The 15,258-nt window shown below is 43.9% G+C and carries 16 protein-coding genes and 1 tRNA gene; 9 read left to right on the top strand and 8 right to left on the bottom strand.

Going from position 1 to position 15,258, the window contains the following annotated elements; translation table 11 throughout:
• Both VIN08_RS23225 and VIN08_RS23220 read left to right on the top strand, forming a co-directional pair.
• On the top strand, window positions 1-1,137 hold a 1,137-nt coding region (locus VIN08_RS23225), incomplete at its 5' end, for an ATP-binding protein (RefSeq protein ID WP_331970504.1).
• A gap of 111 nt (window positions 1,138-1,248) precedes the next feature.
• Window positions 1,249-1,755, top strand: coding sequence for a biopolymer transporter ExbD (locus tag VIN08_RS23220; RefSeq protein WP_331970501.1), 507 nt, complete (start codon window positions 1,249-1,251; stop codon window positions 1,753-1,755).
• 17 nt (window positions 1,756-1,772) lie between these two features.
• Here the strand turns inward: VIN08_RS23220 and VIN08_RS23215 are convergent, their stop codons facing one another.
• The 3 genes from VIN08_RS23215 to VIN08_RS23205 form a co-directional block, all read right to left on the bottom strand.
• Window positions 1,773-2,642, bottom strand: a complete 870-nt coding sequence (locus VIN08_RS23215) for a DMT family transporter (RefSeq protein WP_331970498.1) — start codon at window positions 2,640-2,642, stop codon at window positions 1,773-1,775.
• Between the two features lie 127 nt (window positions 2,643-2,769).
• The gene (locus VIN08_RS23210; protein ID WP_331970496.1) at window positions 2,770-4,470 is read right to left on the bottom strand and encodes a HAMP domain-containing sensor histidine kinase; all 1,701 of its coding nucleotides are present in this window, start codon (window positions 4,468-4,470) and stop codon (window positions 2,770-2,772) included.
• Complete coding sequence (locus tag VIN08_RS23205) at window positions 4,467-5,264, bottom strand: alpha/beta hydrolase (RefSeq protein WP_331970494.1); 798 nt, start codon at window positions 5,262-5,264, stop codon at window positions 4,467-4,469. The genes VIN08_RS23210 and VIN08_RS23205 overlap by 4 nt, the downstream gene beginning before the upstream one ends.
• 177 nt (window positions 5,265-5,441) lie before the next feature.
• Here VIN08_RS23205 and VIN08_RS23200 point away from each other — a divergent pair, with 177 nt between their 5' ends.
• Window positions 5,442-5,942 (top strand): DUF2721 domain-containing protein, encoded by a 501-nt coding sequence (locus VIN08_RS23200; protein WP_331970491.1) that lies wholly within the window; start codon window positions 5,442-5,444, stop codon window positions 5,940-5,942.
• Here VIN08_RS23200 and VIN08_RS23195 read toward each other — a convergent pair whose 3' ends face one another.
• Together VIN08_RS23195 and VIN08_RS23190 are read right to left on the bottom strand one after the other, a co-directional pair.
• Window positions 5,943-6,563, bottom strand: coding sequence for a rhomboid family intramembrane serine protease (locus VIN08_RS23195; protein ID WP_331970488.1), 621 nt, complete (start codon window positions 6,561-6,563; stop codon window positions 5,943-5,945).
• 24 nt (window positions 6,564-6,587) lie between these two features.
• Window positions 6,588-7,052 carry a MaoC family dehydratase gene (locus VIN08_RS23190; RefSeq protein WP_331970485.1) on the bottom strand — a complete coding sequence of 155 codons (465 nt, stop codon included), beginning with the start codon at window positions 7,050-7,052 and terminating at the stop codon, window positions 6,588-6,590.
• 230 nt (window positions 7,053-7,282) lie between these two features.
• On the opposite strand from VIN08_RS23190, the gene VIN08_RS23185 reads away from it, so the two are divergent.
• The 6 genes from VIN08_RS23185 (at window position 7,283) to VIN08_RS23160 (ending at window position 12,223) form a co-directional block, all read left to right on the top strand.
• Complete coding sequence (locus VIN08_RS23185; protein WP_331970482.1) at window positions 7,283-9,193, top strand: sensor histidine kinase; 1,911 nt, start codon at window positions 7,283-7,285, stop codon at window positions 9,191-9,193.
• A gap of 18 nt (window positions 9,194-9,211) precedes the next feature.
• A complete protein-coding gene (locus VIN08_RS23180; protein WP_331970479.1) occupies window positions 9,212-9,637 on the top strand; it encodes a hypothetical protein in 426 nt (141 codons plus the stop codon).
• 139 nt (window positions 9,638-9,776) lie between these two features.
• Entirely contained in the window at window positions 9,777-9,989 is a 213-nt protein-coding gene (locus tag VIN08_RS23175; protein WP_331970476.1) for a hypothetical protein, read from the top strand.
• A 207-nt stretch (window positions 9,990-10,196) separates the two neighbouring features.
• Window positions 10,197-10,970, top strand: coding sequence for a TatD family hydrolase (locus VIN08_RS23170; protein ID WP_331970473.1), 774 nt, complete (start codon window positions 10,197-10,199; stop codon window positions 10,968-10,970).
• A 50-nt stretch (window positions 10,971-11,020) separates the two neighbouring features.
• A complete protein-coding gene (locus tag VIN08_RS23165; RefSeq protein ID WP_331970470.1) occupies window positions 11,021-12,085 on the top strand; it encodes an asparaginase in 1,065 nt (354 codons plus the stop codon).
• Window positions 12,086-12,135: 50 nt separating this feature from the next.
• Window positions 12,136-12,223 (top strand) — tRNA-Ser (locus VIN08_RS23160).
• Window positions 12,224-12,343: 120 nt separating this feature from the next.
• Here VIN08_RS23160 and VIN08_RS23155 read toward each other — a convergent pair.
• The 3 genes from VIN08_RS23155 to VIN08_RS23145 form a co-directional block, all read right to left on the bottom strand.
• A complete protein-coding gene (locus VIN08_RS23155; protein ID WP_331970467.1) occupies window positions 12,344-13,399 on the bottom strand; it encodes a hypothetical protein in 1,056 nt (351 codons plus the stop codon).
• A 21-nt stretch (window positions 13,400-13,420) separates the two neighbouring features.
• A complete protein-coding gene (locus VIN08_RS23150) occupies window positions 13,421-14,332 on the bottom strand; it encodes a helix-turn-helix transcriptional regulator (RefSeq protein ID WP_331970464.1) in 912 nt (303 codons plus the stop codon).
• Window positions 14,333-14,420: 88 nt separating this feature from the next.
• Window positions 14,421-15,239 carry an SDR family oxidoreductase gene (locus tag VIN08_RS23145; RefSeq protein ID WP_331970461.1) on the bottom strand — a complete coding sequence of 273 codons (819 nt, stop codon included), beginning with the start codon at window positions 15,237-15,239 and terminating at the stop codon, window positions 14,421-14,423.
• Between the last annotated feature and the right edge of the window lie 19 nt (window positions 15,240-15,258).

The raw sequence follows: 15,258 nt of genomic DNA, 5'->3' as shown, positions 1-15,258 counted from the left end.
GCACAACGTTCGGTTACTTTCACCAACCTTGATCCTGGCTACTATATATTTAAAGTAAAAGCCAGCAACAACGATGGCCTATGGAATGAAGAAGGAGCATATCTGATTATACATATACTGCCACCATGGTGGGGAACATGGTGGTTCAGAATTATTGGCACGGTTATGCTGATAGGCTCCGCCATAGGATATTATAAGCTTCGTGTAAAAAATTTTACCGAGCAGAATAAACGGTTGGAAAAACTGGTACAGGAGCGCACCCATGAGCTGGCACACCAGAACGAAGAACTGCGCCAGAGTCAGGAAGAGATTTCAGCACAGCGCGATCTGGTTACGCTACAGAACGAAGAACTGCAGGAAGCTCGTGCCACTATTGAAAAGCAAAACGAAGAAATACGACTGCGCAATGCTACACTGGAAGCACAGGTGGAAGAGCGTACGCGCGACCTGGCAGAGTATAACCAGCAGCTCGAACAGTTTGCCTACATATCGGCTCATAATTTGCGCGCACCGGTAGCCCGTATACTGGGTTTGGGATATGTACTGGAAATAACCCGCAACAACCTGGACGAGCGTGAACATATACTGGACAAAGTTATCTATACTACGCGCGAACTTGATCGTGTAGTGAAAGACCTGAACACCGTACTCGAACTTCGAAAAGATACCACAGCCGTAATTCTTCCGGTAAATCTGGAAGAAGAGCTGCGCTTTATCCGGATCGGTTTGGAGAAAGAGATACAGGAATCGCACGCAAAGATAGATGTCGATATTGCGGCGGGAAATATAGTACATACGATCAAGCCCTATATGCATAGCATATTAGTGAACCTGATCAGTAACGCGATGAAGTATCGTCATCCGCAGAGGCACCCGATGATAAGTATACGAACTGAGACGCGAGAGGAGTATATCTATATTGAAGTGCGCGATAATGGTCTTGGCATGGACCTGTCGCTCTATAAAGAAAAGCTCTTTACATTATACAGCCGTTTTCACTTGCATGTGGAAGGCAAAGGCATGGGACTATACCTCGTAAAGACGCAAGTAGCTGCCCTCAAAGGAAAAATAGAAGTTGACAGTCAGTTAAACGTAGGCACTACGTTTCGTTTGTGGATTCGGAATCAGCAGGTTTAAGGTTCAAGGTTCAAGTTAGGGGGATGAACTTTAAACTTCAAACCTTGAACCTGGATTTCCTGTGACTATCAGTGAGCTGCCGCATTATATCGTTAACTAAATCTTATTTGTATGGCAGCAATCGCACAAGCACCGGATGGTCAGTCTGGCAAAATTCGCAGAAGCAAAAGTTCTCTGCACATGGATATGACACCCATGGTTGATCTCGCCTTTTTATTGCTTACGTTTTTTATTCTTACTTCAACACTTATGAAAGCGTATGTGATGCCTGTTACGGTTCCGGATAAGGTGGAGGACCCCGGCAAGCAACCTCCTATAAAAGCTGAACGCGTAGTAACGCTTATATTGGGAGAGAATAACAAAATATACTGGTATAGGGGAACCGATGCTCAACACATGGGCGTGACTAATTTTTCTGCCAAGGGTGTTCGCGCTTTGCTACAGGAGAAAAGTGAACAGATCAAGGGCCTCTATATTCTGATTAAGCCTTCGGTAAAATCAAAGTATAAAAATCTTGTAGATATACTGGACGAGATAAATATACTGGATATGAAGTACTTTGCACTGGTAACTATTACACCCGAAGAAGAAACATTGATTAAGGAATGGCATCCTTAATCAAACAATATATAGTGTTAAGCAGATTTCCGCTGGCCTATATAGAGTGCTATCATCACCAGGGCTGTTCCAACTGCCGTGTAAACCGTAAAAGGTTCGCCCATTAATAACGTAGAGTATATAAATCCGAATATAGGGCAGAGGTATAACCATAACGATGCGCGCACAGCGTCAGACTTTAGCAGGCGAAGCCATAACTGTACTGCCGCGATAGATACCGGGAAGATAAGCCAGCCCAGCGAAAGCCAGAAGCGCAGGTCGAAATGATTCGGTTGTTTATGCATAAACCAGGCGAGCGGCAATAATAATATACCTCCTATAAATACCTGCCAGGCGTTGATGGCTGTGCGTGGTAATTGCCAGGGTATAGCAGCATAGTATACCGAGCCGAATGAATAGGTGATCATACTCAGCGCGAGTAAGGCGAGTCCACCCGGTGTAGCATAACTGGTTTGCAGTAACGGGTAAGCCGCTACAGCCACACCGCTTATACCCAGCACAATGCTGAACCACTCCTGCAGGCGGATATGCCGCTTCATCCAGATGGCCGACATAACACTGATGATTAACGGATTTAATGCTATAGCCAGGGTTGTTATACCGGGAGTAACAAACTGCAGGGCAATAACAAAGAAACCGAGATAACATGTGGTGTTAAACAAACCAAAGATGGTTACGTGCTTCCATTCTTTGCCAACCGGCAAACGACTCTTTTGTATTGTATAAGTATAGGCCAGGAGTATACCACCTGCCAATAGAAAACGAATGGAGAAGAACACCAACGGTTCAGCGGATCGTATCCCGAATTTTCCGGCTACAGAGGCAGAGGCCCACAACATGGAGAAAAGAAAACCGGTAAAAAATTGTTTGGCAGAAAAATTACTCATTCGAACATATAAGATTGCACAGCCTATACGGCTATATATAGCGAGCCGTTGCCCGAAAGTTACAGTTTAGAAAGATATTGTCACGATAAATTTACAGTACGTGTACGATCAGCTATCTACAACGTTTTCAGATGACTTGCACAGGGAACCGGATGATAAACGATGTGCCTTTTTCCCATTCGCTCTCGCAGGTAATATCACCACCTGAATTTTCTACCAGTGTTTTTACAATATACAATCCCAGGCCGGTAGACGTTTCGTTGCCGGTAGGGCGGGCGGTAAGCTTGCCAAATTTCTGAAAGAGATTTTTCTTGTCGGCTTCCGTAATGCCTTGCCCTTCATCGCGCACTGTAATGATCAGATGCTCCTGCCGATTTTGTAGCGTGATATATACTGAAGTGCCCGTGTTTGAAAACTTGATAGCGTTGGATACCAGATTATCCAATATCCTTCTGATAAAATCCAGATCACCATTGATCACTGCGTGAACAGCTTCATTGGTAAATACTACCTGTATATTTTTCTTCCGGCCAAGTTCTTTGTAAACCGTTAACTCATCGCGGAGCAATTGTGCGAGATCAAGTGGTATAGTTTTCTGCACCGGACGATTCTGTTCGAGTGTACTTACTTCCAGCAAATCTTTGATCAGGTTGAGTCCGCGCTCCAGCGAATGCTGTATGCGTTGAATAATAAATTTCTGGTCATCGTTCAGTTTATCCGCATCCATCAAAAGTATATCCGTAAGTCCACTTACCTGTTGCAGTGGCGACCGAAGGTCGTGTGATACTATACCGATAAGATTATCCTTCTCCTGATTTATACTCTCCAGCTTTTCATTCTGTTGCCGTATAGCACGGTTCTGTTGTTCGATGAGTGCATTCTTGTCCGAGAGATTTTGAAGCGATCGCTTTATCTCTTCGTTGGCTTTATGTACTTCGGCATTGAGCCATTGCAGTTTCTGGTTGGCAAAGTATATTTCACTGATATTCTCAAACATCCAGAGACGTCCGTTGATCGATTCAGAAGTTACCGGTGTACTGGAAACCTGCAGCACGCGATCGTCATATTTCCAAAGCCATTGTGAAAAAGGACGTTCCGGTTTTTTAAAATATTCGGAAGCCTGCAATATAATTTCATCAGCATTGCTTGCTCGCTCGCGTAACGTGCGCATGCTGGCCGCTATAGCAGCGGGAGTAAGATCAGCACTGTGCGTGAGGTTCAGTAACTCGATCGCTTCCGGGTTCAGCCACGGATCACGACCGCGATCATCCATGAATACAATTGCGTTGGATACCGAGTTGAATACAGCCATGAACTTTACCCGCAGTTCTTCCAGTGAATGAAATGTAAAGTCGAGGCGGATAATCTCCCGGATGCGATCAATGCATACGCGTAAAAAATCATGGAAGCCTTCTGGCAATGTAAATGGTTTCTTCCACGTTAGAATAATAGAACCCTGAAAGTCGGCTTCGCTAAGCGATATATATAGCACGGATGAAACATCATTCAGAAAATGCGAGCGATTGGGTGGCTGCACCGTTTCATGGTAATGATATAACTGGTCTTCTTCTATTGTAGGATGCAGAAAATATGTTTCGGTAAATATACCCTGTAAAGAAGGTTGCGTAGTGGTGATGATAGTCTCCGCTACATTATCCAGTTTCTGAATGAGGTATATATCATCGCAGCCCGCACGCTCGTGAAATTTCAGAATGGCATGCGAACGAAGCGATTCCTGCCGGGTAAATTGCTGATGAGTGCCTGCTTCCAATAGAAAAGCAAGCGCCTGATTTTTCCAGTTCCAGGAAGTCTCCGGATAATGTGTCATCGGAGAAATGATTTAATCGCCCTGACCACTTCTTCCGGTGCGCTGATATGCGGGAAATGTCCTGTGGCATTAATCACCGTATATACACTGTTGTTGATGTTCTGCGACAGGTATTGTCCCACTTCCATAGGCACAGCAATGTCGTGGTTGGATTGAATGATAAGCGAGTATTTGTTGAACGCAGAAAGACTGGTACGAAAGTCTGATTGAAATATAGCTTTCAATACCGGCAAGGCTATATCCGGACGCAAGGCTGCGAGCGATCGTGCAATTTCGGTAGCAAGCTGCGGCCGGTCCGGGTTAGCCATCACAGCGGGAGCAAAGCCACTTACCCATGCCTGGTAATTATCGGCCATGGATCGGTACAATGCATCCAGGTCGCTCTGCTCAAAACCTCCCCTATAGTTTGTGTCGTTGAGGTAACGGGGCGATGCATTCATAAATACGTGCGTGGTAAAAATCTCAGGAGCTTTCAGTGAAGCCAGCATGCCCATCATAGCCCCTACCGAGTGGCCTATATAGGTTGAGTTTCGTATTTGCAGGGCATCGCAGAGATCAACTATATCATCGGCATAGCTTTGTAAATGCGCATAACGTGCCTGGCTATAGCCAGGGTAGGTAGCTGTGCCCGATCCTACATTATCAAATACAATAATCCGGTAATGGTCCTGAAAAGCTTCCGTTACACTTCGCCAACTGGTTTGGTCAGTTCCGAAGCCATGACCAAATACGAGCGTGCGGGTAGACGCAGTATTGCCTGTCACCTTTACATTATTCTTGATCAAAGGGTCCATGTTGGCGAGGTTCCTGTATCAAAGGAACAAGGTTTAGATATATAGTTCAATTGAAACCAACGGTTTTTTTAGCAGGCAGCCGTCCTGGCGTGCATTTTTAGTTATAGCGGCATACGGTTTTATATGAAGCAATACCGTAAGTATTTCATCATGAAAGTGTTCTAACAGAAATAAGCGATGCAGGAACTATCCACGGTGCTTACTGTGCTTTCGGCTATGATCACACCGGCTGTGCTGATCCTGGCTTCCGGCTCGTTGCTGCTCACTACATCGCAGCGGCTGAACCGTGCCATCGATCGCGCGCGTTCCATTTCCGATATCATGATCAACCCCAAAGTAATGGATACATACTCGGAAGAACGCAGAGAACTGTTGTCGCGACAGATCGTTTCGGCTACGCGCAGAGCGTGGTTATTGCAGCGTGCTATCAGTGCTATATGTTTTGCACTGGCTATGTTTGTTGCCACGAGTATGTCTATCGGTATCATTGAGCTTACCCACAGCAACTATATATGGATACCAGCCGCGCTGGGTATGACAGGCATCGGTATATTATTCTATAGCACTATCTTGTTTATACTTGAAACACGCATAGCCTACCACTCGGTGCAGCGCGAAATGAATTTCATTCAACGCCAGCGCTCGGAAGTTGCCGATATATCCATCATAGATGAGTGATCACCGATACTGTTGCCAGTTTTTGATCTGCTCTATAAAATTCGGAAAAGAGTCAGGGTATACAATCAGGCAGAAGAACAGACCAAACAAAGCACCATACAAGTGTGCATCATGATTGATATTGTCGTTTGCTTTTCGTCCCTGGTACCATGAGAATATAATATAGGCAGTACCCATAATTACCCCGGGCAAACAGATAAAGTAAAGACAGATGTCTTGCAGCGGAAGAAAGATAATAGAAGCAAAAATTACTGCCGATACGCCACCCGAAGCTCCCAGTGAATTATACTGCGGATGGTTTCGGTTCTTCATATAGGTTGGTATATCCGAAACGATAATGCCGAGCAGGTATAACGCCAGAAAGTAAAATCCACCGGCAGCTCCGAAGAGCATGTTGAATATATACTCCATGGTTCTGCCAAAGAAATATAGCGAGAACATGTTAAAGAACAGGTGCATATGGTCGGCATGAATAAAACCGGAAGTAATAAACCGGTAGTACTCCTGCTTGCGGTTAACCTGGTACGGATTCATGATCAGCTTTTGCTGAAAACCTTGATTGCTATAGGCTATAAAACTAATAACAACGGTTATACCGATAATGATATAGGTGATGGTCATGGAGGCGATGGAAATATACCCTGGTTATTTAAAGTGATACAGGAAAATAATAGTAGCTGTAAAGGCAGGCTTCTTGTTATCCTTGATCTCAAGTTCTGCCAGCAGCTGTGCTTTGGTTATACCGCGAAGATCGATCAACGACTCCAGCGTTACTTTTAAACGCACTTCATCATCTACCATTACGGGTTGATTGAACTTGAGTTTTTCAATACCATAGTTGATGAGCATTTTAATGTTGTTGATCTCTGCGATCTGTTCCCACAGGTACGGTATTACAGACAAGGCCAGGTATCCGTGGGCAATTGTCTTTTTAAAAGGACTTTCAACAGCGGCACGTGCAGGGTCGGTGTGGATCCATTGATGATCGAGCGTAGCATCGGCAAACTTGTTGATCTGATCTTGTGTGATTTTCAGGTATTCTGAAGTGCCCAGTTCTTTACCAACGTATTGCTCAAACTCTTTAAAACTTCCTATTACTAATTTATTCATGCTATACCAGCGCTTGTTTTTTGCGCTCCAATTTATACATAATCGCGAATATTGCCAGTGACATTTCGTATGCCGCTATTTTTTAACAACCGCCTGTGCTCGCACAAAGTGAACCGGCAAACGATAACTGCCGGAGCCATTACACACATCACTCAATTTAGTGATGCAGGCTTTTTGGTTTGATGGATGGCAACGGTTATATTGCTGTACCCTCTACTAATCCACATTGCGTGCTGCACGTATTATCATTTCTCAGACCGGCCGAAAGCGTTGCAAGCCAGGTTTATCGGCAAGTATTCATTACCAACATTCTTTCATTTGCGTTCTCGCTGCTAACGCTTATACTGTTGGGTATATTGTATACCTTCTTCGGCTGGATCAGCACATCGCCAATTGTAACCGGCACGGCCGTATTACTGTTGCTGATCATAGCATTGAATCGCTGGAACGATCAGCTTGGTCGAACCATATTCTGTTTGCTCCCGGTGGTGATGACGTTGTTCGCCACGATATACCTGAAAACAACCGAGACACAATCGCATATAGCCTATTTTGATAGTCGCTTTATTTTACTGGCAACAACCGTAATGCCGGGAATTGTATTTCGTTTGAATGAACGTATACCGTTATTCCTTTCGTTGAGTGCTACCTGCGTGAGCTTGTTATTCTTCGATGCTTTTCACGAATGGGCAGGTGTTGGCTATTATCAGCAGGGACATGTTGAAGTGGCCTATCCCTATATTACCTATATCACGTTCTTTTCATTTATCGTCATTGTAGTGGCCGTGTTTTTACTGCGGTCGGTTATGGAGCGATCGGAAGATAACCTGCGGCAACAGAACCATGAACTGGTGCAGAAGCAATACGAAATAGAAGCACAGCACGAAGAGTTGTTGCAGCAACAGGAAGAAATTGTAGCCAGCAACGAAAAGCTGGAAGAAGCCAACAACGTTATCAGCAAGCAGCAGCTGTCACTGCAGCAATACAATGAACAACTGCAGGAAAAAGTAAAGCAAAGTGATAATGCACTGGTGCGCACCAACGAAGAACTGGTAAAACACAACAACGAACTGGTGCAATTTTCCTATACCGTTTCGCATAACCTGCGTGGGCCGGTAGCCCGACTGTTGGGACTATCGCGATTGGCAACACTGGCGCATGATGAGAGCGAACGCGGCAAACTTCAATCGATGATCCTGAATGCGAGTGAAGAGCTTGATCATGTATTGAAAGACCTGAGCATGATCATCGATATACGAAACGATCTCTATCGCATTCGTGAGAAAGTATATTTCGAAGATGAATGGAAGAAAGTAGTAAGCCTGCTCAGCGATCACATCAAACCGGAGTTTCAGATACGGGCCGATTTTTCCAATGCTCCGTATGTAGCTGGTATACGGCCTATGGTGCAAAGTGTATTGTTCAACCTGTTGAGCAATGCTATTAAATATCGCTCGCAGAAACGCGATCTGGAAATTAGCGTGAGCACGCGCAAGGATTCTCCCGTAAGAACCAGCCTGGTGTTTTCGGATAATGGTATGGGTATAGACCTGCGTCAACAACAGGCGAACATATTTAAACTATATAAACGATTTCATACCAACATCCCCGGCAAGGGGCTGGGTCTATACCTGGTGAAGACACAAGTGGAAGCATTGGGTGGAGATATAGCAGTAGAAAGTGAAGTGGAGAAAGGAACTACCTTCACAATAGAGTTTCGCCATCCGGAAGAATTCAGAAAGCAGGTATTCTATAGCAGCGATGCAGCACAGGTATATTACGATGCCGATGTGGATGTAATGGTAATGCACTGGAAGCGCAGCGCCAGCAGTGAAGAGTTTCGTGAGATATTTACCAAAGTGCTCAACTCGCTGCAAGTATATAATTCACCTGCGTGGATCAGCGACATTCGTAATCGCGGCACGATCAGTGATGAAGATCACGCCTGGCTTCGCACACATATACTCAATGAGGCGATCCGCGTGGGATTGAAACGAACAGCCCTGATTGTGCGCGAGGAACAGTCACCGGAATATTCAGACGATGAAGAAAAAATTTGTTTAATGGCCGGTGTGGAGATTCGGAGTTTTACTTCCATTGAAGAAGCATTAATTTGGGTCCGCAGTTTTACCGCTGCCTGATCCTGTGCCATGACTGAAATGAAACCGCTGATACCTGTGCTGAAGGCAACACCGAAAGTGCTTCCGGGCGAAACAAAGCCTAAGGTAGATACCGAAGTGCTTTCTTCCATCGCTCCTGAATTTCTGGAAGACTCGTTCGTATATGTGCACTGTTATTTTGAGAACACTTCGAAAGATATGTTGATACGCGTTTGGCGAACGACTTATCTGATCGATCGTTTCTCCGGCTCGAAGTCTCAACTGGTGCATGTAGAGAATATATCGTTCGCCCCGATGTGGACGCTCATCCCGGATAACGGAACATATAATTTTCTGTTGGTATTTTCGGCATTGCCAAAATCGTGTAAGCAGTTCGACCTGATCGAAGAGATTCCGCAGCCCGGTGGTTTTTTTGTGCAGAACATTCAGCGCAACGAACGCGATGTATACCATGTAAATATATAATTGTGGAATAGTTACCCCTGTTCGGCAGGTATATATGCCAAACCAGCTGATGAACGGGGCAAAAAAGCTGGCCGCGTTTTTTCTTTCATGTAGCCGGCAATGTCAATGAAAAACGTTGCTCACTATAAATATTACCGCTATGAAAACACTTGGAATAGTTGTACTCGCATTGGGCATTATCATGACTGTTTTTACCGGATTCAATATTGTTACCAAAAAGAAAGTGGTAGATATAGGCCCGCTGGAAGTTAACAAGGAAGAAAAGACACCCGTATACTGGTCGCCCATAACAGGCGGTGTGCTCATCGTAGCCGGTGTGTTAATCCTGGTGGCAGGTCAGCGAAAGTCCTGAGCAGAACAAATTTTCCCGGGCTACAGCTTACCGTTTTTGTTCTAGGAACCGGAGTTTTATACCACGCAGGTTGCGGGACGTTCTTTATATGGACGATTTATCGTTGCTTTCCTGCGAATAATTCCTGTAAGATGATTTCCATTCTTTTATTTTTGAGGCGGTTTTTCAGCGGAGGTTGAAAGACTTTACCCCAACGTTTTTTCTGGAATGGATTATTTCATCGATACACACGCCCATATATACCTGGAAGAATTTGCGGCCGATCGTGCCGACATGCTGGCGCGCGCTGACGAACAGGCCGTACGCAAGATCTACATGCCCAACATCGATCATACTTCTATCGACAATATGCTGGAATTGGAGAGCCGGTCGGCAGGCGTATGTATTGCTATGATGGGGCTGCATCCGTGTTATGTAAAAAAAGATTTTCAGCGTGAATTATACCTGGTAGAAGAATGGCTCTCCAGGCGAAAGTTTGCTGCAGTAGGAGAGATCGGCACTGATCTGTATTGGGATAAAACATTTTGGGAGCAGCAGAAAGAAGCTTTCACCATACAGGTGCAGTGGGCCAAACAGTATAATCTCCCTATTGTTATACACTGCCGCGAAAGTATAGATCAGACCATTGAGCTAACGGAACAGCTATCCGATGGAAAGCTGCGGGGTATATTCCATTGTTTCTCCGGCAACGTGGAGCAAGCCAAACGCATAACGAAGCTCGGCTTTCTGCTGGGCATTGGTGGTGTGGCTACATTCAAGAACGGTGGCCTCGACAAAGTACTTCCCGATATAGCGCTCGAACACCTGGTGCTGGAAACCGACAGCCCATACCTGGCGCCTGTGCCACATCGCGGCAAACGAAACGAGCCTGCGTATATCCCCCTCGTGGCAAACAAAGTGGCCAGCCTGAAAAATATAGCTATAGAAGAGGTGAAGCGCGTTACTACAGCCAATGCGTTGAACCTGTTTGCTACCACATAGAAGTAATTATGAGATAAAGCTGACAAACCAACCTGACGACAACCAACCCTATGAATTTTAAAAAGATAAGCATCAACACTGCGCTGCCCGGCAAACCACGATCGCGCATTCTCATCATCTATACCGGTGGTACTTTTGGTATGATGTACGACAAAGATGGTGTACTGATACCATTCGACTTTGCTTCTATACTGGAACACTTACCATCGCTTAAAAACCTGTTGCTGGAGATCACAGTATATTCATTCGAAACGCCCATCGATTCATCGAATATAGATCCGGAACATTGGCGACTCATCGGTCAGCTCATTCACGATCATTACCATGAGAATGATGGTTTTGTAGTATTACACGGAACCGATACGATGGCCTATACGGCTTCTGCTATCAGCTTTATGCTGGAAGGTCTCAACAAACCGGTGATCTTTACCGGGGCGCAGTTACCCATTAGTGAACCTCGCTCGGATGCACGCGAAAATTTGATTACGGCTCTCGATATTGCCTCTGCACGCAAAGAAGGTGAAGCGCTTGTGCCGGAAGTATGTATTTACTTTGACTATGAACTGTTGCGTGGCAATCGCTCGAAAAAAGTAGAGAGCCTGCGCTTCGATGCATTTGATTCCGGTAACTATCCGCCATTGGCAAAAGCCGGTGTCAAGATCGACTATAATTTTTCCGCTATAGGTGAACCTGCCAGCAACGGACCACTAACGCTTCGCACCCGGTTCGATAGCAATATCTCCATCATTAAATTATTCCCGGGCATCAGTCAGCAGGTAGTGCATGCCATTCTTCATACAGCCGGATTGAAAGCAGTGGTACTCGAGACCTATGGTTCTGGCAATGCTCCTACATTTCCATGGCTGATCGAAGAATTGAAGAAGGCGATCGAGCGCGATATCATCATCGTGAATGTGTCGCAGTGTCCGGGAGGCCGCGTATTGCAGGGCCGCTATGAAACCAGCAAGAAGCTCCAGCAAATAGGTGTTATCTCGGGTGCCGACATGACTACCGAAGCAGCCGTAGCCAAGCTGATGTTATTGCTGGGCGAATATGGCACAGCACGCGCAAAAGACCTGGTGGGCTTATCACTTGCAGGAGAATTAACTGCATAATTTGCAAAGCCACTAAATTCTTAATTTCTTTGTGCCCCATTATTCAGCCGGGAGAGATGTCCGAGTGGTTGAAGGAGCACGCCTGGAAAGTGTGTATACCCCCAAAGGGTATCCAGGGTTCGAATCCCTGTCTCTCCGCAGAAAATAAGAACGCCTTCAAGTCATTCGATTTGGAGGCATTTTTTTGCCCGAAGTATGACGATCAAACATTGAGTAGATTCAAGAGTTGTAAGAATCTGGGTCTTCTATTGCCGGTCTTCATTCAAGCCCCTTGTATTCCAATTCTCTATCAATTAACAACTCGATGTTGAAATAATATTCTTCATCAATCTGTTTTGAGATTTGAAGTTCAAAATCCCAGTCTTCAAAGTTTTCAATTGAGAGGCGCATTCTGTTATCCCCAAAATTTGGATCACCACCTTTCCAATCAAAATTTTCGACAGTGACACTACAGGGTGTTGAGGTCAACAACAGATCATGTGGTGTGAAGTGGAGGTTTTTACGGAGATCAATATATACCCGTAAATCAAATTTTAAGAAATCAAATTTATCCAGCGCTGTAAATGTATCGGGGCCAAATTTGGAAACAACTGTTCCTTTTATACTATATTTTTCTTTTTCAAAGTATTCATTGAAAGCATCATAAAAAGCTAACAGTGTTTTATGCTCTCCACCGTGCTTCTCATAATAGGCATTATCAAACTTTAATCTGATGGAGGATGGTCTTACGTATTTACATCCTTTTGGATGGAAATCTCCTCTGGCGAAGAATGCTAAACCGTTACTTCTATAGGTAGTACCATCACTAAAATGAAGATTAGAATCGATCAATAAATTCACCATCTCATCCAGCTCCTTATCACTTAAGGAAAGCAGTTTCTTCCCGGATAAAAACTTTGCTATATTCTTAAGCTCAGATTTAATGGTTACAAAATCGTCTGTAATGGGAAGTATAATAAATATAGGGAAGGAGTCTGCGTTGATCTGTATCCAGTAATGCAAATAATCTATTTTAGTAACTCCCTCCTTGAAATTATTCAGTGATATGGTTTTAAACAGATCAGGTAAATTGATGATCTCATACAGATGATGATGTTCACGTAGAGTAAAGTGTGACAACAGGTCTGAAACCTGAACATCAAACTTGGCGTGTATCTCTTGAATGCGATGGGACTCCGTCAAGCTAAATTGATGGTAAAACGATTTAGTTGGAGAGGTGCATAATGAATCCTGAATTTTCCAAAGTATTTGAGCAGCTTCTAATACAGAAATATTCTTGTCCTTTAATTTGTACGTTCTGTGGGTAGTGCCCATTTTATTTTTTTAAATCATTAATCAATTCATACTTCGATATTCTGCAGGAGTCATTCCTGTTTTTGATTTGAATAGTCTGCTGAAATATTGTGGGTATTCAAAACCTAACTCATAAGCGATTTCGTTTACAGGCGCATCGGAGTCGAGCAGGTATTTTTTTGCCAGCTCAATCATATAGTATTGTATATGTTCTTTGGCATTCTTGCCTGTTTCTTTTTTCATCAGATCGCTGAAGTAATTAGCGGAAAGAAATAGTTTGTCAGCAAAATATTGAACGGTAGGCAAACCTATATTTTTCAGTGAGTCATCGTTGAAATAATCCTTTAGCAGTAGCTCAAATTTAGTCACAACATCCACGTTTGATTTTTTTCGGGTAATAAATTGGCGGTCATAAAAACGAACACAATAGTTTAGAAGTACTTCTATCAAAGAGACAATTAATGCCTGGCTGTGTCGATCAATATTGTTGGTGAGTTCCTTCTTGATACGGGCTACACAATCAGACAAGGTTTGTTTTTCTGCTTCCGAAAGATGCAGTGCTTCATTTGTTTGATACTCGAAAAAAGAATAGCTCATAATTCTATTCGCCATAGAAGTACCTAGGAATAAATCAGGGTGAACAAATAATCCCCAGCCGGATAAACTTTCATCCACTTCAACTTCGGGTTCCATCTCCAGTATCTGATTGGGCGCTAAACAGATCAAGCTGCCATTTTGAAAATCAACTACCTTTCTTCCATACTTCACATTGTTTCTATTATAGTTCTTGAATATAAGACAATAGAAACTGGTGGAAATCTTTATATACTCATCAATAAATCTTTTAACCTCGCTGAAATCAATGATAGCAACCTGGGGATGCAGGGCTGCTGATTTCAACTTAAAAAACGGGAAAAGGTCTGATGTAGTTTTTAAGGTCGTTATGGAATTCATACTTTTTAAAGTATTGAGTTACCCGATATAAAATTACAGAAAGGGTACTTGCTTCGCACAATACCCTTCCTGCATTTGCTAGGGCAATTTAAACTATACCAAATTGTTTTTTCATTTCATGGATAAACGCATCATCGCCTAACTGATGCCGATTACCAAGGAGAACTTTGGCATCTTCGCCTGCCGTGTATCGAAGCTTATCGGTACCATCTGTCGCGGCTTCGTAAATTACATCAGCAACCAGGCTTGCAGAAGAGGCCTGCTCAAACATAACGTTTACCGTTGCCAGTAACTTACCGATGAGCTCCTGGTACTCAGCAATTGTTTCATCATTACTCAAATCCAACGAGCGACCGGAAAAATCGGTGGCAATAGCTCCGGGCTCAATGATCTTTACTTTTACTCCGAACTGTCCAACTTCAAAACTCAATGCCTCCGAGATACCTTCTACGGCAAACTTTGATCCGTGGTACAATGCACCAAACGGCAACGTCATTTTACCGGCAATAGATGAAACGTTTATAATAATACCTGACTTGTTTTTACGAAAATGTGGTAGTATAGATTTTGTGACATCCAACAAACCAATAACGTTGGTGTTGAACTGACGAATTATCTTCTCTCTCGTAAAAACTTCCAACGGGCCATAAGCACCATAACCTGCGTTGTTAAGCAGAACATCAATTTTGCCAAATAGTGAAATGCCTGCATCAACGGCAGTTTGGATACTGGATTCGTCCAGTACATCGAGCTTGGCTATCAGTACATTCTCCAACTGATTAAGCTCTGTTTCGTTTTCAGGATTTCTCATGGTTGCAATAACATTCCATCCATTGCTTTGAAACAGTTTGGCCGTTGCCTTTCCAATGCCACTGCTTGCCCCGGTAATTAAAATAGTTTTTTTCATCGTCATTTTTTTTCAATGG

Origin of the sequence: Ohtaekwangia sp., assembly GCF_036568665.1 — a bacterium.
Classification (GTDB): domain Bacteria; phylum Bacteroidota; class Bacteroidia; order Cytophagales; family Cyclobacteriaceae; genus Ohtaekwangia.
The sequence above is the reverse complement of the archived record's forward strand: the minus strand, read 5'-3'. Positions and strand labels throughout refer to the sequence as shown.